This window comes from Acinetobacter sp. 778_lipA (genome assembly GCF_058242985.1).
Genome location: NZ_JBZAYT010000001.1, coordinates 3,532,670 through 3,549,962, shown reverse-complemented (window position 1 = coordinate 3,549,962; position 17,293 = coordinate 3,532,670). Strand labels below are relative to the sequence as shown.

Annotated in this window: 19 protein-coding genes; 14 read left to right on the top strand and 5 right to left on the bottom strand. The window is 38.2% G+C overall.

Features of this window, described 5'->3' with window-relative positions; genetic code table 11:
* Positions 1–202 precede the first annotated feature (202 nt).
* The 4 genes from rpe (at position 203) to AC4CUY_RS16725 (ending at position 4,657) form a co-directional block, all read left to right on the top strand.
* The gene (rpe, locus tag AC4CUY_RS16740) at positions 203–889 is read left to right on the top strand and encodes a ribulose-phosphate 3-epimerase (protein WP_419330484.1); all 687 of its coding nucleotides are present in this window, start codon (positions 203–205) and stop codon (positions 887–889) included.
* Between the two features lie 409 nt (positions 890–1,298).
* Positions 1,299–1,709 carry a hypothetical protein gene (locus AC4CUY_RS16735; protein ID WP_419360705.1) on the top strand — a complete coding sequence of 137 codons (411 nt, stop codon included), beginning with the start codon at positions 1,299–1,301 and terminating at the stop codon, positions 1,707–1,709.
* Between the two features lie 55 nt (positions 1,710–1,764).
* On the top strand, positions 1,765–3,744 hold the full coding sequence (locus tag AC4CUY_RS16730) for a multicopper oxidase domain-containing protein (protein ID WP_490774477.1): 1,980 nt from the start codon (positions 1,765–1,767) through the stop codon (positions 3,742–3,744).
* Positions 3,731–4,657 carry a copper resistance protein B gene (locus AC4CUY_RS16725; protein ID WP_490774476.1) on the top strand — a complete coding sequence of 309 codons (927 nt, stop codon included), beginning with the start codon at positions 3,731–3,733 and terminating at the stop codon, positions 4,655–4,657. Before AC4CUY_RS16730 ends, AC4CUY_RS16725 begins: the two co-directional genes overlap by 14 nt.
* 50 nt (positions 4,658–4,707) lie before the next feature.
* Here the strand turns inward: AC4CUY_RS16725 and AC4CUY_RS16720 are convergent, their stop codons facing one another.
* A complete protein-coding gene (locus AC4CUY_RS16720) occupies positions 4,708–5,199 on the bottom strand; it encodes a DUF6985 domain-containing protein (protein WP_490774475.1) in 492 nt (163 codons plus the stop codon).
* Positions 5,200–5,417: 218 nt separating this feature from the next.
* Here AC4CUY_RS16720 and AC4CUY_RS16715 point away from each other — a divergent pair, with 218 nt between their 5' ends.
* The 4 genes from AC4CUY_RS16715 (at position 5,418) to AC4CUY_RS16700 (ending at position 7,373) form a co-directional block, all read left to right on the top strand.
* The gene (locus AC4CUY_RS16715) at positions 5,418–5,735 is read left to right on the top strand and encodes a DMT family transporter (protein ID WP_004723678.1); all 318 of its coding nucleotides are present in this window, start codon (positions 5,418–5,420) and stop codon (positions 5,733–5,735) included.
* A 109-nt stretch (positions 5,736–5,844) separates the two neighbouring features.
* A complete protein-coding gene (locus tag AC4CUY_RS16710) occupies positions 5,845–6,162 on the top strand; it encodes a DMT family transporter (protein ID WP_336952070.1) in 318 nt (105 codons plus the stop codon).
* Positions 6,163–6,198: 36 nt separating this feature from the next.
* Positions 6,199–6,681 (top strand): methylated-DNA--[protein]-cysteine S-methyltransferase, encoded by a 483-nt coding sequence (locus AC4CUY_RS16705; RefSeq protein WP_336952069.1) that lies wholly within the window; start codon positions 6,199–6,201, stop codon positions 6,679–6,681.
* Between the two features lie 35 nt (positions 6,682–6,716).
* A complete protein-coding gene (locus AC4CUY_RS16700) occupies positions 6,717–7,373 on the top strand; it encodes a nuclease-related domain-containing protein (protein WP_419328214.1) in 657 nt (218 codons plus the stop codon).
* A 108-nt stretch (positions 7,374–7,481) separates the two neighbouring features.
* Here AC4CUY_RS16700 and AC4CUY_RS16695 read toward each other — a convergent pair whose 3' ends face one another.
* Positions 7,482–8,027, bottom strand: a complete 546-nt coding sequence (locus AC4CUY_RS16695) for an XAC2610-related protein (RefSeq protein WP_336952067.1) — start codon at positions 8,025–8,027, stop codon at positions 7,482–7,484.
* 104 nt (positions 8,028–8,131) lie between these two features.
* Positions 8,132–8,899: a hydroxymethylpyrimidine/phosphomethylpyrimidine kinase gene (locus AC4CUY_RS16690; RefSeq protein ID WP_336952066.1), complete on the bottom strand. Its 768-nt coding sequence runs from the start codon at positions 8,897–8,899 to the stop codon at positions 8,132–8,134.
* Positions 8,900–9,001: 102 nt separating this feature from the next.
* Here AC4CUY_RS16690 and AC4CUY_RS16685 point away from each other — a divergent pair, with 102 nt between their 5' ends.
* Entirely contained in the window at positions 9,002–9,649 is a 648-nt protein-coding gene (locus AC4CUY_RS16685) for an HAD-IA family hydrolase (RefSeq protein WP_419328215.1), read from the top strand.
* Between the two features lie 318 nt (positions 9,650–9,967).
* On the opposite strand, the gene AC4CUY_RS16680 is transcribed toward AC4CUY_RS16685, so the two are convergent.
* A complete protein-coding gene (locus AC4CUY_RS16680; RefSeq protein WP_004723670.1) occupies positions 9,968–10,432 on the bottom strand; it encodes an Lrp/AsnC ligand binding domain-containing protein in 465 nt (154 codons plus the stop codon).
* Positions 10,433–10,571: 139 nt separating this feature from the next.
* Between AC4CUY_RS16680 and AC4CUY_RS16675 the strand changes: the two genes are divergently transcribed.
* From AC4CUY_RS16675 to AC4CUY_RS16655, 5 genes are all read left to right on the top strand, one after another.
* Positions 10,572–11,831 (top strand): D-amino acid dehydrogenase, encoded by a 1,260-nt coding sequence (locus AC4CUY_RS16675; RefSeq protein WP_336952064.1) that lies wholly within the window; start codon positions 10,572–10,574, stop codon positions 11,829–11,831.
* Positions 11,832–11,917: 86 nt separating this feature from the next.
* Positions 11,918–13,042, top strand: coding sequence for an alanine racemase (gene alr, locus AC4CUY_RS16670; protein ID WP_490774474.1), 1,125 nt, complete (start codon positions 11,918–11,920; stop codon positions 13,040–13,042).
* A gap of 10 nt (positions 13,043–13,052) precedes the next feature.
* Positions 13,053–13,424, top strand: a complete 372-nt coding sequence (locus tag AC4CUY_RS16665; protein ID WP_336952061.1) for a RidA family protein — start codon at positions 13,053–13,055, stop codon at positions 13,422–13,424.
* Between the two features lie 185 nt (positions 13,425–13,609).
* Positions 13,610–15,040, top strand: a complete 1,431-nt coding sequence (locus AC4CUY_RS16660; RefSeq protein WP_004723666.1) for an amino acid permease — start codon at positions 13,610–13,612, stop codon at positions 15,038–15,040.
* 239 nt (positions 15,041–15,279) lie between these two features.
* The gene (locus tag AC4CUY_RS16655; RefSeq protein WP_490774473.1) at positions 15,280–16,389 is read left to right on the top strand and encodes an acyltransferase family protein; all 1,110 of its coding nucleotides are present in this window, start codon (positions 15,280–15,282) and stop codon (positions 16,387–16,389) included.
* A gap of 383 nt (positions 16,390–16,772) precedes the next feature.
* On the opposite strand, the gene hemJ is transcribed toward AC4CUY_RS16655, so the two are convergent.
* Positions 16,773–17,225, bottom strand: a complete 453-nt coding sequence (gene hemJ, locus AC4CUY_RS16650; RefSeq protein WP_004723664.1) for a protoporphyrinogen oxidase HemJ — start codon at positions 17,223–17,225, stop codon at positions 16,773–16,775.
* Positions 17,226–17,293 lie beyond the last annotated feature (68 nt).

The following is a 17,293-nucleotide window of genomic DNA, read 5'->3' as shown; positions in this document are numbered from 1 at the left end:
TTTATTTTTTTGTATTTTCTCAAAAGATTAGATTATTCGCTAAAACCCATATCATCAAGTAATAGACAGTCACTCATTCAATCAGATTAATTGCTATGACCTGATAAATGACCAAGATAAGTAAAACTGTTGCTTTTTAAAACAACCCAATAAGGTAAGTTTGTTATAATGGGAAAAATATTTCTCTTTGCCAGGTTGTTTCATGTCCAAGCCATTTCTGATTGCACCTTCAATTTTATCTGCCGATTTTGCCCGTCTGGGTGAAGATGTGGAAAAAGTATTGGCAGCTGGTGCAGATGTTGTCCACTTTGATGTCATGGATAACCACTATGTTCCAAACCTAACTTTTGGTGCGGGTATATGTAAGGCATTAAAGAAATATGGGATCAAAGCCCCGATTGATGTGCATCTTATGGTTTCACCTGTGGATCGTATGATTGGTGATTTCTTAGAAGCAGGCGCAGATATTATTACTTTTCATCCTGAAGCAACACATCATATTGACCGTTCATTACAATTGATTAAAGATGGTGGTGCTAAAGCAGGTTTGGTATTTAATCCAGCAACACCTTTGCATTATCTCGACTATGTTTTAGATAAAGTGGATCAAGTGCTTTTAATGAGTGTAAACCCTGGCTTTGGCGGCCAAAAATTTATTCCAACGACTTTGGATAAATTACGCGAAGCGCGTAAAATTATTGATGCTTCAGGTCGTGACATTCGGTTAGAAATTGATGGCGGTGTTGGCCCAGCAAATATCCGTGAAATTGCTGAAGCAGGAGCTGATATGTTTGTTGCTGGTTCGGCGATTTTTAGTAAACCTGATTATCAAGCTGTGATTAACGAAATGCGTGCTGAATTAGCAAAAGTTGGACAAGTTTCGGCTTAAACTTTTCCACAAGTGTATTGTGTGAATTGTGGATAACTCTGATGATAACTATATGGATAACCATGTTGATAAGCATATGGATAAGCTGGGTATAGATTAATCAAAGGGTGATCAATCGTTTATCATGTATGCAATTTCTGTTTAAAAAGAGCCCAAATGGGCTCTTTTGTTATAAAAATTATCTGCTCTTCATCAATTTGATTATTCATTTTTTATTCAAAGTAGAATTGATGCTAAATTATTCAGTGATATTGGCAATCTTTCCACATGATATTTGCCAAAATCGTTATTATTGGCTATGCTCTTAGCTTCATTATGGATTAAAACATAGGTTTTAGTTTTGTTTAGACAACTGCACAAACAGCTTTGGTTTGTTTGTCTTATGGTTTTTGCCATAGGTTGGAGCAGTGTGTCTATTGCATCTGTAAATATAATGCAACATGCGCAAATGATGAATGCATCACTTTTAGATGAACATCAATCGATGATGAAAAACAGTACTGTAAAAGAAATGAAACAACACTGTTTAGACATACAACAAAAACAAAATGATCAAAAATTGCGTCTCAATCATGAGCAGCAGGTGCAAAATTTAAAAGATTGCCATAATCTACAGGTTCAATCTCAAGATACGCAGCAGAGCAAATGCCTAGACTGTGCTGCATTATCATGCCAATCTTCAGTGGTTTGGTTCAATCCTGATATTCCCAAATTGATTGCACCCGATCATCTGCACAACACTCAAGCCTATCAAATCAATTACCAAGCTCAGCACCTCGCAGGGCATTGGCAAGAAATCCTACGTCCTCCAAAAGCTTAATCTGATTTTAGACACTTTTTTATTCAAAATTGCTTGTTAAAATTTAGGTTAAGTTATGTTTATTCAGTTATCTCAAAAGCGATTAGCTCAAAGCTTGGTTGCGACATTGTGCTTGGTCTCCTCAACTTGGGGAATTGCCGCAATCAAAGAATATCAACTCAGCATTGATGAAGGAATCGTCAATGTAACAGGTAAACCGGTAAAACGAATTACTGTAAATGGCCAGTTTCCCGCACCACTTTTAGAATTTGAAGAAGGTGATGAAGCGGTGATTCGTGTTAAAAATAATTTAAAGAATCAGGATTCATCGATCCACTGGCATGGCCTATTATTGCCCGGCATTATGGATGGTGTACCTGGCTTTAATGGTTATAACGGGATCAAACCCAACGAAGAATTTGTCTATAAGTTCAAAGTTCGTCAGAGTGGAACCTATTGGTATCATGCCCATTCGAAAGGCCAAGAACAAGATGGTTTATATGGTTCTTTAGTGATTTATCCAAAGAATAAAAAACCGCTGGCAGCGCATGAACGCACAGATCGTGATTATGTGGTGATGTTGTCGGATTTCCATGAGCAAACCAGTGACCAGATCCAAAAAAATCTAAAGGTTTCCGCAGAATATTATCAAAATCGACGTGAAACATTAGGGGATGTTTGGAAACAGTTACAACGTGATGGTTTAAAAGCAACACGGTCTGATCGCAAAATGTGGAATCAGATGCGTATGTTAAAAACAGATATGTCTGATGTGACGGGTTACACCTTTCTTGTAAACGGGAAAACGCCTGAACAAAATTGGACAGGTCAGTTTAAGCCAAATGAAAAAGTTCGACTCCGCTTTGTGAATGCATCGGCAATGTCGTTCTTTGATGTACGCATCCCTCAGCTAAAAATGACAGTGGTCAGTGCCGATGGTCAACCAGTAAAACCTGTGAGTGTGGATGAGTTTCGTATTGGTACAGCAGAAACCTATGATGTGATTGTTGAACCTAAAATCAGTCATTATCAGATCGAAGCAGAGTCTATTGACCGTTCAGGATTTGCGATTGGAACACTCCACAATGAATTAACAGCAAAAAGTGCTGCTATTCATATGCCTGCTGCTCGTCCACGTGCTCTGCTAACTATGGATGATATGGGAGGTCATGGTAGCGGAGGGATGGATCACTCCAAGATGAGTATGGGTGATATGTCAGGCATGGACCATTCAAAAATGAATGGGAATGATATGCAGGGTATGGACCATTCAAAAATGAGTGCTGACGATATGCAAGGCATGGACCATTCAAAAATGAATACTGATGCTATGCAAGGCATGGATCACTCGAAAATGAGTGCGAATGATATGCAGGGCATGGACCATTCAAAAATGAGTGCTGATGCTATGCAAGGTATGGAGCATTCAGAAATGAATGCGAATGATACGCAAGCTATGGATCATTCACAGCATAACAGCTCATCTGCAGTTCAAAAAAATGACCAAGCGGTTTATGGGTGGGCAAATGCTTCGACCCCGCAAGGAGATAAAGCACTGCAATACAGTGATTTAAAATCACTAACCCCACAACCTGATACTCGTGATGCCACCAGTGAATTGGTGATTCGCTTAGGCGGAACCATGGAGCGTTATGTTTGGACGATCAATGGTAAAAAATTCAGTGATGCTGAACCACTCAAAGTGAAATATGGCGAACGTATCCGAATTAAATTTATCAATGACAGTATGATGGCGCATCCAATGCATTTACACGGCATGTTTATGCAACTTGAAAATGGTCAGCCTGCTGTGTATATGCCCAATAAACACACCATTATTGTACCACCTGCAAAAACAGTTACAGCATTATTAACCGCTGATGAATTGGGTGAATGGGCAATCCATTGTCATTTGCTCTACCACATGAGTGCAGGGATGATGAATAAATTGATTGTTGCCAATGTGAGTGATGGCAAAGTGTCCACCCAGCCAGTTCAAACAACAAATACCACTCAAAAGGCTGAAGTGAAAGGGGACGAACATGCAAATCATTAATCTTTTTTCTAAATCAGCTCTGGCAAGTTCATTACTTATGCTGAGTGGTTTGGCTTTGGCCCATGAAGGGCATCAGATGCAAAGTGATGAGAGTATTGCGACTGAATCAACTGTAGTGACTGATCATTCAAGCATGGATCATTCAAAAATGAATCAGTTGGATAAGCAAAGCAATGTTGTAGATCATACACAGCATCAAGCGATTACAACCACTAAGGGGGCGGAAAGCGTAGCTTCGCATAGTACCCATGATCATGGTAAAGAACATGGTGCGCAGGTTTATCAGCGAGTGACTATTGATAATGCTTGGATGCTGGATGAAGATGGAAAAGGTACTTTAGATTCATCTTTAGAGTTACGCATAGGTACTGATGAAAATAAGTTATTCATTAAAGGGAGCTCCAGTAAGGCTGAATCAGACAAAATAGAATATGATCTAAGTGCCCTCTATAGCCGTAACATTGCTGATTTTTGGGATGTACAGGCGGGTGTGCGTTACAGTGATAATCCTGAGCGAACCACTGATCAGGAACGTGTAGATGCGGCTTTGGGTTTACACGGCTTGGCGCAGTACTTTTTTGAAACAGATGCTTATCTGTATTTCGGACAGGACAGTCGGGTTGCATTTAGCCTAGAAACTGAACGTGATTTATTATTGACACAAAAGCTGATTTTAAAGCCTTATTTAGATTTAAATGTGGTATTTAGCGATGATTCACGCTATGCCCAAAAAACAGGCCTAAACAGTATTAAAACAGGTTTAGAAACCCGTTATGAAATTACAAAAAAGGTGATGCCTTATGTGAGTGTGGCCTATACATATTCTAAAGGTAAAAAAGAGACAGCATGGCAAACTGCAACTAAGTCCGAATCAGGTTGGTTATATGGTGCAGGTCTGCGTTTTAGATTCTAAGCTTTAGTTTTTTGTATAAAGCAAAAGGTCACTTCTTTAGGAGTGACCTTTTACGTTTCTGCAATGCCAGCGACACATTCAAGCTGATTATTTACAAACTTAAATTCCATTCCATGCTCTGTATCTAAATCATAGTGAATAGAGAGGGTTAAGCTATCGGGTGCGCTCACACGCAAATTTAACATGGTCTGAATATAAGGATTATGGGATTCCACATCCTGAATATTCAATGCAGCCTTACCGGATTTTTCTGGATTTTCATAATAATGTGCATAAAGCTTTTGATAGCGTTCAAAAGCATGTTGCTGAATGGTCTGAATATGTTGTTCAATACTGTTGATAAATAATTGGTAGGTTTTTGCAAAAGCGTTGAGTTGATCAAGATTGGGTGCTTCTTCGATCTCTTCGCCATCTTCATCAAACTCTTCCCCTAAGAAAATCTCCCGATCAGCATTTTGATTAAAAAAACAATGTGAAAAAAATGTTTCTGAACTAAGCCCAGCCCAGCTCGGGTGGATATCACCCCAATAATCATGTTTCATGGTTTTGATTCCTGATTTTTATATTTAGCATGCTTGATCATAAAGTAAGCCTCACGAAAAAAAATTATTCGAAATGTAAAAAAGGTCAAATTTTGTAAATTTTAATAAACTCCTCAACATGAGTTGATATAATTAGCGTTCTTCAGGAGGAACGACCTCCCTCAATTTGAGAAAAATCGTCAGGACGGCCTGATTCTAATTTAAATTTGGAGCTGGTCATGGCTTGGGTTTTTCTTATTTTCGCAGGTATCTTTGAAATCGTTTGGGCATATAGCATGAAATTGTCCGAAGGTTTTACAAAGCTTACACCAAGTATTGTCACCTTATTTTTCATGATTTTAAGCTTTGGTCTATTGGCATATGCGATGCGTACTTTGCCATTGGGAACTGCTTATACCATTTGGACTGGGATTGGAGCGATAGGCTCATTCTTGGTTGGTATTTTTATTTTAGGCGAACCTGCAACAGCAATGCGTATGTTCGCTGCTGTACTGATTGTTTCTGGCTTAGTTTTAATGAAACTTTCTTCGTCTTAATTTATTTAAATATTTAAGTGCTATTTCTGTAGGAGGTAGCACTTTTTTTATGTGTAGTTCATGGTGTAATCAATATTGGAAACACCCAATAGAAAATGGTGAATATATAATGGCATGGGTTTTATTGGCAGTTGCTGGTTTGTTTGAAGTGGTTTGGGCATATTTTATGAAGGTGTCTGATGGGTTTACTAAATTGACACCTAGTATTTTGACCATCATCTTTATGATCGCAAGTTTTGCTTTACTTTCTTATGCAATGAAAACATTACCACTTGGTACCGCTTATACGGTGTGGACAGGGATTGGTGCGATTGGTTCATTTGCCGTCGGAATTTTCTTTTTAGGTGAACCAGCCTCAGCGATGCGGATGTTGGCTGCTGTATTGATTATTTCAGGTCTTATTTTGATGAAATTATCTTCAAGCTAAGTTAAGCTGTTGCTGAGTTGGAAAGGGAATAAGGACATGCAACTTGCATTTATGGAAATGAGTTCCCCAGTCGGGATATTAAAATTAGTCGCCCATGATCATGCCTTGGTTGCAGTACTTTGGGAAAATGAAAATCCTAAACGGGTTCGTCTGGCTGAATTAATTAAAAACAATACGCATCCAGTTTTGTTGGAGACGGCGAAACAATTGAATGAATATTTTCAAGGAAAAAGAACCCAGTTTGATTTACCGCTAGATTTTGCGGGGACTGAGTTTCAGCAAAAAGTTTGGCAAGCTTTATTGACGATTCCATTTGGTGAAACGCGTAGCTATAAAGAGATCGCAGAACAGATTGGAAATGTCAAAGCGGTTCGGGCAGTGGGTGCAGCGAATGGTAAAAATCCCATCTCTATTATTGCACCATGTCATCGTGTGGTCGGGGCAGATGGTAAATTAGTGGGTTTTGCGGGTGGGTTGGATAATAAGGATATTCTTTTAAAAATTGAACAAGTGCCATAGACTCAACGCTATTTATTATTACATTACAATTTAAAATGCTTGCTCAAATTTTTACATCATTCTTATCAAATCTAGGTTGGATCGTTTTACTTTTCGTTGCGATTACGCTAGTTAAATTATTTAAGCCCTTTTTAAAAGGGAAAATAGGTGAATTTGCTGTCAGTACCCATGTAAAAGTCTATTTAGATAAAGAAAATTATATTTTATTAAATGATTGTACTCTGCCTGATGCGCAAAATCAGACCACCCAAATAGATCATATTTTATTAAGTCTTTATGGTGTTTTTGTCATTGAAACAAAGAATTATAAAGGTTGGATATTTGGTGGCGAGCGTCAAAAGATTTGGACACAAAAGATTTATAAAAAGAGCTATAAGTTCCAAAACCCATTACATCAAAATTATAAGCATCAAAAAGTTTTAGAAAGTGTGCTCACAGATATTGTTGATTCCACTCAGATCCATTCAATCGTGGTTTTTATGTCTGATTGCGAATTTAAAACCAAAATGCCAAACAATGTCTTTCGTGGTGCAGGTTGGACAGATTATGTAAAACAATTTAAGCAAATCAACATTCCTCCAATGAAATTAAAACGTATTCAGTATCGTCTAGAGAAAGAAATTTTAGAAAATTCGTGGAAAACCAATCGCCAACATATACAAAGTCTTAAAGATAAATATACTGAGAAATGAACATATTACGCATAATCAACATTCTACAGATTAAATTATATTTTTTGTATGATTGGATGCTTATATTATATCTATGGCATTAAGTTCAGTAGAGGATGAAGCGAAAATTCATTCATCCTCCACTTTAGACTTTAACCATTTCCATTGCCCATTTTTAAATTGATACGTGTCGACCCACCATCTTGCGCCACCTCGACATGAGCTGGTCATTTGTTTCTTGTGGGTAATCAGTTTGAGATCCGTCAATCCAGAACACTGTGCATGACTAAAATCAATTTTTCCTTGGTTCAACACTTGATAGTCTTTACTTTTAGGTTGATAGAGAAAAATATCAAAAATTGAATAAACCCCCATTCCCATATCAGGTGTAGACACAGCAATATCGGTAAATCCATCAAAATTGTAGTCTTGAAAATGAATTTGTCTTTTACGTTCAAATGGTAATTCTGCAAGATCAAATGCTTGCTGTTTAGCCGGTGTTTGAATGATGAGTTGACCTGATTCGTCATCGCCATCTTTAAAAATAAAATGGGTTTTTTGCCCATTCACTACATCGTTAATATTGCGACTTACAGTTTGTTGTTGAGGTTGGGCAAATGCGAATGGGGTTAAAAGTAAACTTGATAGCATTATTGTCGTGAGTGTTTTATGCATTGTTATTCTCGTTGTCATTCCCATTGTTTTAGGGGATTTCCAAGTTTCAGCTGTTTATTGAAACTTGGATGCTATTTTCAAAAGTGCAGAGTAATATTCAACATTTAAAAGCGCTTTGGAATTTTTTGGCCACCTTCAATCGGCGTTTCGGCATTTTTTAATACACCAAATAACCATGTTTCAGCATGTTGTACCGCGATTTTAAGCGGATCTCCTAGTGCTAAACGTCCTGCAATAAAGCTTGCCAATGAACAACCTGAACCATGGTATTCACCTTCTAAACGGGGACATTTAGATTCAGCGATCATTTCACCGTTCACATATAAGGCATTACGAATATAGTTTGGGGTATCTTCATGACCACCTTTTACCAGAACAGCTTGTGCGCCCATTTCAAATAGCTTGGCTGTGGCTTTTTCTATGTCCTGTTCTGCTGTTAATGCACGTAATTCTACCGTATTTGGGGTAATGATTGTTGCTAGAGGAATCAGTTCGATAAAGGCTTTAACCAAGGTCTCTTGATTACCCAGTGAACCACCACTATTTGCCACTAAAACAGGATCAAGTACATATAGATAATCTGGATGTTCACGTAAAAACTCAGCCAGTGCAGCAATATTATCTGTCGTCCCCAACATCCCCGATTTGATGGCTTTAATGGGTAAATCACCAACAACTGCATTGGCCTGAGCAAGCAGTAGTTCTTTGGAGCTGGCTTTAAAACCAAAAACTTGTTGAGAGTTTTGAATGGTTAATGCTGTACAAGCAATTGCCGCATGTGCGCCACTTTGACCAATCGCTTCAATATCAGCCTGTATACCAGCACCACCAGAAGGGTCTAGACCTGAAAAACAAAGTACAGTAGGGCGCACGATGATGTCCTTAATTCACAAATTTACGTTAGTATAGGCAAGTTTGCGAGAACACTCGATAGTAATTTGATAATTGTTTCAAACACAGATTTAAAGGATTGGATGGTGATAAAGAATATTTTAATTGATCTCGATGGCACATTAACCGACCCAAAAGTAGGCATTACGACATCTGCACGTTATGGACTTGCAAAGGTTGGGCATCCGATTCCTGACAGTGAAAATATCGACTGGATTATTGGTCCACCGTTAAAGGCATCATTGGCAAAGCTACTCAAAGTTGAAGCAAATGATATTTTAGCTGAGCAAGCTTTATTAGGTTATCGTGAACGTTTTGCTGTAACTGGCCTATTTGAAAACCATGTTTTTGATGATGTAGTACAAACCTTGGAAGCCTTAAAAAGTAAGGGCTATCGACTGTTTTTAGCCACTGCAAAACCTGAAGTCTATGCACGGCAAATCTTAGATCATTTTGATTTATTAAAATATTTTGATTATCCCTATGGCAGTGAGTTAAATGGCGAGCGCACCAATAAAGGTGAGTTAATCACTTATATCCTTGAAAAAGAAAAGTTAAATCCAAAAGAGTGTTTGATGGTGGGAGACCGGGAACATGATATTTTTGGTGCACGTAAAAATGGCATTGAAACCATTGCGGTAGAATATGGATATGGTTCAAAACAAGAGTTGGACGAAGCAGTGCCGAAAGCAAGAATTGCAAAGTTTTCTGAATTGTTAAATCTGGTTTAAATCTAGGTTATTGGAGTAATTCGAATCAAATTAATCATCCCCAACACATCGATAAGATATTCTCGGTTGGGGATTTTACTTGTAATCACATAGTGAGTAGCAATCACACATTTAAACACGGACTGAATCCCCCCGATAATCTTTTAATGTCATTCACTCAATTGGGTAGAGATACCGCATGATGGGGAAGCGTTAAACTCTTAAGTCCATCACCGCTCAATTTAAGATCTACTTGCAGTAAAATTTGGATCTAATGTGGAGAGATATTCAAATCTGCAATGCACCACATCAATCCATCTAAAAATAAAAAATGATGGATTAGCGAACGTCCAAATACAATGATTCCTTAATTTCTTCCATTACAATATAGCTGTGTGAAGAAGCAGAGGAGGGAAGTTTTTTTAGTAAATCACCCAGTAAGCGTCGGTAAGCACTCATTTCTTTTAATCGGGCTTTGACTAAATAATCAAAATCTCCCGAAATAAGATGGCACTCTTGTACTTCTGGTATTTCCATTAAGTCCTTGGCCACTTGTTCAAACACGTCACCAGACTTTGCTGATAAGCTAATTTCTAGAAAAACCAATAAGTTGCGATCAAGATGTTTCGGATTTAGTCGTGCATGATAGCCCATAATGATGCCATCTCGCTCCAAACGTTTGACGCGTTCAGAACAAGGTGTGGTCGATAAACTGACCCGTGAAGCCAACTCGCTGATGGCAATTCGACCCTCATTTTGAAGAATATCTAAAATCATTCGATCTATACGGTCTAATTTACGCATCAATTATTCCCTTTTTTTTAATCATTTTTCACGACAATAAATTAAAACACCTAAATTTTAGCATTAAAAATAGTGAAATAAACTATTGAACCAAAAATATACTAGTGAAATAAACTAGTAAATGCATAAAGGATAAGAAATGCGTGTAATAGTATTAGGTAGTGGTGTGATTGGCGTAGCAAGTGCATATTACCTCGCGCAGCAAGGAGCACAAGTTACAGTTTTAGACCGTCAAGCAGGTCCAGCTGAAGAAACCAGCTTTGGTAATGCAGGTCAAATTTCTCCAGGATATTCGACACCGTGGGCTGCACCCGGTATTCCGTTTAAAGCGGTTAAGTGGATGTTTCAACATCATGCACCACTTGCGATTAATATCGATGGCAGTATGTGGCAGTTACAGTGGATGGCGCAAATGCTTAAAAACTGTAACTCAGAAAGTTATGCGATTAACAAAGAACGTATGACACGTGTTGCAGAATATAGCCGTGACTGTTTAAGAGAACTGCGTAAAGATACTGGCATTGAATACGAAAACCGTTCAAAAGGCACGTTGCAAGTTTTCCGTAATGAAGCTCAATTAGAAATGGTTCAGCGTGATATTGCTGTACTCAAAGAATGTGGTGTTCCACATGAGTTATTGCTTAAAGATGATCTTGCTAAAGTAGAACCAGCACTAGAACATGCCAAAGATAAATTGGTCGGTGGTTTACATCTTCCAAATGATGAAACAGGCGACTGCTATTTATTTACCAATGCTTTAGCCAATTTAGCCAAAGGTTTAGGTGTCGAGTTTAAATTCAACCAAAATGTTGAAAGATTGGTGGTTGAAGGTGATCAAATCAAAGGTGTAGTGGTTAATGGTGACGTGTTAACTGCTGATCGCTATGTATTGGCTTTTGGTAGCTATTCACGTGATTTCTTAAAGCCGCTGGAATTGAATTTACCAGTTTACCCAGTGAAAGGTTATTCTTTAACGATCCCGATTGTTGATCCAACATTTGCACCACAATCTACAGTTTTGGATGAAACCTATAAAATTGCGATTACTCGTTTTGATCAACGTATTCGTGTTGGTGGAATGGCAGAATTAAGCGGTTTTAATCATGGTTTAAATGCTGATCGTCGTGGCACGTTGGAAATGGTGACCCAAGATTTATTCCCGGGTGGTGATTTGGCACAAGCGTCATTTTGGACCGGTCTTCGCCCAATGACCCCAGACAGCACACCAATTATTGGCGCAACACGTTTTAAAAATTTATTCCTTAATACAGGGCATGGCACTTTAGGCTGGACCATGGCATGTGGTTCAGGAAAATTAATCAGCGATCTAGTACTTAATCATCAAACTGATATTAGTACCGAAGGCTTATCTATTCAGCGTTATCCACACGCTGCTTAAGTCAGCCACATTGTTAAAACAGTAATCAATAAATTGTTTAGCGATAAATAATTTACAACGCCAATCCATATTCAGGGATGAATAAAATGCCTAGACCAATTACTGCTGTCATCCATCAGGATGCTTTGTTGCATAACTTGAATGTCGCCCGTCAATTTATGCCACAAAGTAAAGTTTTTACCGTGGTCAAGGCCAATGCTTATGGACACGGTATTGAGCGTGTCTATGATGCATTCAAATCCGCAGATGGTTTTGCTTTGTTAGATATCGATGAAGCAAAACGCCTAAGAACATCGGGATGGACAGGTCCAATTCTGCTCTTAGAAGGTATTTTTTCAGCAGATGATTTATTGGACTGTGAAAGGTATCAATTAAGTTTTAGCCTACATAATGAAGAACAAGTGAATTGGCTAGAACAATTTCAAAGCCAATCTCTCAAAGACAATCCAGCACAGACTCAATTCGATGTATTTTTAAAAATGAATACAGGAATGAATCGCCTTGGTTTTAAAGCTGATGCGTATCGCGCAATGTGGCAAAGATTAAAGCAATTCGAGGTGGTGAAATCTATCACGCATATGATGCATTTTTCAGATGCAGATGGTGAGCGTTTGGGGCAATCTGGGATTGCCTACCAGCAGGCTATTTTTGAACAAACCATTCAAGATTTAGACGGAGAGCGTTCAGTTTCAAATAGTGCGGCCATTCTCCGACATTCACAAGATTTACGTTCAGATTATATTCGCAGTGGGATTATGCTGTACGGCAGTTCTCCTGACTATCCAACACACTCAATTCAAGACTGGAATCTTAAACCAAGCATGAGTTTACGCAGTGAAATCATCGCAATTCAAGATTTACAGCCGAGTGAAACAGTGGGTTATGGATCTAAATTTACTGCAACCCAAGCCATGAAAATCGGAATCGTGGCATGTGGTTATGCAGATGGTTACCAACGTATTTCGATGGATGCACCAGTATTGGTCAATTCTGTACGAACACAAACTATTGGTCGTGTCAGTATGGATATGTTGGCGGTTGATTTAACTCATATCCCAGATGCGCGAGTTGGAAGCGAAGTGGTACTTTGGGGACAGTCTTCAAATGGAACTGTACTGCCGATTGATGAAGTTGCAGCAAGTTCTGGAACCGTAGGTTATGAGCTCATGTGTGGTGTAACTGCACGGGTAAATTTTAAAATTTCAAAATAAGGACATCAACATGTCAAACAACGTTCAACACCCAGACATTCAAAAACTCAACAGCAATCAAGTAATGAGTGCAGTCACCATTTTCAATAAAGTGGTTTATTTGTCAGGCCAAGTTCCTAAAAACACCCAACAGGATATTATTGGTCAAACTCAAGAAATCTTAGCAACGATTGATCAATTATTGCTTGAGGCAAATACCGATAAATCACGTTTATTGTCTGCGCATGTCTACATCAAAAATTTAGATGATTTTGCAACTTTTAACACCATTTGGATTGATTGGTTAGAAGGTTGTGTTGCTCCATCTCGCGCAACAATTCAAGCTGATTTGGTTAATCCAGATTGGTTGATTGAGATCGCAGTTATTGCGGCGCAGGCATAAATTAACCGCTTGTCATAAAGTAGAATTGATTATTGTCAACAATTAAAGCAGTATTTGCCCCGAATTAAAGCTGGTCACATGTAAACCATGTGGCCCAGTTCGCGTTAGGTAGAACAATAGAACGGGAATGTTCTTATGCCACAAGCGGGTTTTACCTCCAAAAAATTGTCAAAAAGGATATTTTTATGACAACTTCAAGCCATTCAGATGACGTACCATCGTCGCCAAATGAGCTACAACGGAAATTATCCAATCGTCACCTACAATTAATTGCGATTGGTGGTGCAATTGGTACTGGCTTATTTATGGGTTCAGGGAAAACCATTTCCCTTGCAGGCCCTTCAATTCTGATCATTTATATGATCATTGGTGCAATGTTCTTTTTCCTGATGCGCGCATTGGGTGAAATTTTACTTTCAAATCTGCACTACAAATCCTTTATTGATATGGCACATGACTTAATTGGTCCGGGTGCTGGCTATTATATTGGCTGGTCATACTGGCTCGGTTGGATCTTAGTGGGTATTGCGGATTTAGCTGCAATTATTAATTATCTCAATTTTTGGCTTCCTGACGGAACCGCCTTTACCCCCATGGGACAAGCCTTAATTAGTGCTGGATGCGTACTCTTGGTATTGGGAATTAATCTCCTCACAGTAAAGTTGTTTGGTGAAATTGAGTTTTGGTTTGCTTTGATCAAAATTTTAGCCATTGTTGGATTGATTCTTATTGGTGGCTATATGGTGTTGAGCCATTTCCAAGCACCGACAGGTTCAGTTGCAAGCTTTAGCAATGTCTGGTCGCATGGTGGCATGTTCCCGAAAGGCGCAAGTGGCTTTTTAGCAGGTTTCCAAATTGCCTTGTTTGCTTTTGTCGGTGTCGAGCTGATTGGTACTATGGCGGCAGAAACCAAAGATCCTGAAAAGAACTTACCTAAAGCGGTCAATGCGATTCCGACCCGTATTATTTTGTTCTATGTATTGGCACTCTTTATCGTGATGTCGGTAACCCCTTGGAATGAAATTCCTGCGGATCAAAGCCCATTTGTCACATTGTTCCTACATGCTGGTATTGGTGCAGCAGCTGTGATTATGAACTTGGTGGTTTTATCCTCGGTAATGTCATCGATGAACAGTGGTGTATTTTCAACCAGTCGTATGTTGTTTGGATTGGCTAAAGAAGGGCAAGCACCGACTAAGTTGGCTGAGCTGTCTAAACGCGCCGTTCCTGCAAAAGGTTTGTTGTTCTCTTGTGGCTTTATTATGGCAGGTGCAGCACTACAATATTTTGTTCCAAATACCGTCGAAGCATTTACCTTAGCCAGTTCTTTATGTGTGATTTTATTCATTAGTATCTGGAGTATTATTATGGTGTGTTATATACGCTACCGTAAATTACGCCCAGAATTACATGAGAAATCAAACTTTAAAATGCCAGGTGGTGTATGGATGTCTTATCTTGTTTTGATCTTCCTTGCCTTTACTTTGGTGATTTTAAGTCTTGAGCCTGATACTTTAAAAGCTTTAATCATCAGCCCGTTGTGGGTGATTATTTTAGCGGTGACCTATCAAATGATGTATAAACCGCGTATGAAAAAACGTAATCAACAGCTTTAATGTTGAATATTCAATTGATCAGGAGATGGTGTTAGATCATCTCCTGAATAACTATGATATGAAAAATTTTGATATAAATTAAACGCTTAGATTAAATATAAAATGCTCAAGTTTTTGGTTTTATCCGTGATTGATTACATAGATTAAATGTAGAATTTAACAAATTATTCAAAATAAAATACTGAAATAAAAATAAAAAACACGTTTAATAGCATCATTTATGATAAGCAATAGCAGATATGCGCAATAACAAGATCGATCTCTTACGTGGAATTTCAATTTTATTGGTCCTTCTCCACCATTTTAATATTCCTTATAAACTGCATGACACATTTCTAGGTATACAGATCTTTGGAGAAAGCTTAAGTACTTTAATTGCCCGCAATGGTAATTATGGAGTGACTTTATTTTTTGTGATTTCGGGTTTTTTAATCACTCAACATACTTTACAAAGAAGTGGGACACTTGCACAGATTAAACTCAAAGATTTCTATATTCGCCGTATTGCCCGAATTATGCCTTGTTTGGTCCTACTGGTGGTGCTGGTCACAGTACTGGGTGCAATGGGGTTAAAACCCTTTCTCAATCAAGCGCCAAACGATATTGAAGTTTCTTACGGCTTAACTGTATTTTCTGCTTTTACCTTTTGGATGAATATCCTAATCATTGAAAATGGCTGGGTGAATTATGCGCTAGGCGTGCTATGGTCTTTATCTGTTGAGGAAGTCTTCTACTTAGCATTTCCAATTTTGTGTGTTGTATTAGGCCGTGGTAAAGGGTTTATTATATTTTTATTGGCAATCATCATTTATGCACCTTATTTCCGTTCATTGCATTTTGCTGAGGAAAGCGGGGCTTATCTTTATCATTACTTCTCAAGTTTTGACGGAATTGCGATTGGTTGCTTAACTGCTTTAATGAATCAGCGGATGGGACAAAAAATTCAGGTTTCCAAAATCGTGGTTCCAATCATTGTCGTGTTGATAGCTGCTGTTTATTTATATGCACCAATCAAAGAGGTTAGTACGTGGGGAATCAGCATTTTTGCCATATTGTCAGCAATGCTGATCTTCTGTTTTGCTCAGAACCCACACACTGAATCTCGCTCTATATTGTCAAAAGGTGTAGCGTGGATTGGGCAACGTAGTTATGAAATGTACTTATTTCATTTGATTATCTTGGGTTTATTTAAAGTTTTTTATTTTCCTCAAGAAACCTTAGCTGTTGAAAAATTAATGCTATTGCCAATTTATTTTATTGCTGTTTTTGTATTGAGTTGGGCCATTGAAAAGTATTATTCAACACCGATGAATGCAAAAATTAGAAATTGGCTAATTAAGAGCCATTGAAAGAAATCCTATATATATTGAGTTTGCACAAGCAAATGATTATTCCGGAACAGATCTAATGGACTGATGTTGAGCGCAATAGAGTGATTGTGCAGTGTTTAAGGTAATAACAACTACTTTTTACATTATTGAATCGTGCATGCGCAAGGTTTGCTGTCCCCTACGAAAAATGGGGCATTGCCAGCACAAATGAAATTAAACCTTGTATCTAAGATGTGACAGTGAAGCCTCTATAAAGGCATGTATTAAGTGTTTTTAATGATATTGTTGATTAAGTTTTTATAATTTCATGTTGCTGAATTTATTAAAAAATTATTTAGGTGGGCCTGTAAATTACATACAATCAATAAAAAACCTCCATTTAGGAGGTTTCTATCTACAATTTAAAATGTGGGTTTAACCACCACTAAAATCACCACTGCAAATAAAATCAGGGTTGGCATCTCATTGAAAAATCGCCAAAACTTATGCGATTTATAATGTGCATTGCCAATCAGTTTTTTACGGTAATAACCGCAGACAAAGTGGTAAATCACCAAAAGACCAACTAAACCGACTTTTAGATAAAACCATAAAGCTTCATGGTAATGACGTGTTGCATCACCCCAGTCTACGAGAAAATGTGCGGTGATCAAAGTTGCGATCATCGATGGCCACATAATGCCCCGATATAATTTACGCTCCATGATCTCGAAACGCTGATGACTTAGATTATCATCGCTCATGGCATGGTAGACAAACAAACGCGGGAGATAAAACAGTGCTGCAAACCAACACACGACTGCAATGATATGTAAAGCTTTTACCCAAAGGAAAGCTTCTGAAGGAGCATCCATCAATTTACCCTTTTAAGGGCAGTGTGGGAGATGCCGATCATCCAAACTTATTATAAATTTGAATGATC

Bases quoted from the DNA above. Each gene is read 5' to 3' on its own strand.
- rpe (WP_419330484.1), top strand. From the start codon at position 203: ATGTCCAAGCCATTTCTGATTGCACCTTCAATTTTATCTGCCGATTTT.
- AC4CUY_RS16730 (WP_490774477.1), top strand. From the start codon at position 1,765: ATGTTTATTCAGTTATCTCAAAAGCGATTAGCTCAAAGCTTGGTTGCG.
- AC4CUY_RS16725 (WP_490774476.1), top strand. From the start codon at position 3,731: ATGCAAATCATTAATCTTTTTTCTAAATCAGCTCTGGCAAGTTCATTA.
- AC4CUY_RS16720 (WP_490774475.1), bottom strand. From the start codon at position 5,199: ATGAAACATGATTATTGGGGTGATATCCACCCGAGCTGGGCTGGGCTT.
- AC4CUY_RS16715 (WP_004723678.1), top strand. From the start codon at position 5,418: ATGGCTTGGGTTTTTCTTATTTTCGCAGGTATCTTTGAAATCGTTTGG.
- AC4CUY_RS16710 (WP_336952070.1), top strand. From the start codon at position 5,845: ATGGCATGGGTTTTATTGGCAGTTGCTGGTTTGTTTGAAGTGGTTTGG.
- AC4CUY_RS16705 (WP_336952069.1), top strand. From the start codon at position 6,199: ATGCAACTTGCATTTATGGAAATGAGTTCCCCAGTCGGGATATTAAAA.
- AC4CUY_RS16700 (WP_419328214.1), top strand. From the start codon at position 6,717: ATGCTTGCTCAAATTTTTACATCATTCTTATCAAATCTAGGTTGGATC.
- AC4CUY_RS16695 (WP_336952067.1), bottom strand. From the start codon at position 8,027: ATGCATAAAACACTCACGACAATAATGCTATCAAGTTTACTTTTAACC.
- AC4CUY_RS16685 (WP_419328215.1), top strand. From the start codon at position 9,002: ATGGTGATAAAGAATATTTTAATTGATCTCGATGGCACATTAACCGAC.
- AC4CUY_RS16680 (WP_004723670.1), bottom strand. From the start codon at position 10,432: ATGCGTAAATTAGACCGTATAGATCGAATGATTTTAGATATTCTTCAA.
- AC4CUY_RS16675 (WP_336952064.1), top strand. From the start codon at position 10,572: ATGCGTGTAATAGTATTAGGTAGTGGTGTGATTGGCGTAGCAAGTGCA.
- alr (WP_490774474.1), top strand. From the start codon at position 11,918: ATGCCTAGACCAATTACTGCTGTCATCCATCAGGATGCTTTGTTGCAT.
- AC4CUY_RS16665 (WP_336952061.1), top strand. From the start codon at position 13,053: ATGTCAAACAACGTTCAACACCCAGACATTCAAAAACTCAACAGCAAT.
- AC4CUY_RS16660 (WP_004723666.1), top strand. From the start codon at position 13,610: ATGACAACTTCAAGCCATTCAGATGACGTACCATCGTCGCCAAATGAG.
- AC4CUY_RS16655 (WP_490774473.1), top strand. From the start codon at position 15,280: ATGCGCAATAACAAGATCGATCTCTTACGTGGAATTTCAATTTTATTG.
- hemJ (WP_004723664.1), bottom strand. From the start codon at position 17,225: ATGGATGCTCCTTCAGAAGCTTTCCTTTGGGTAAAAGCTTTACATATC.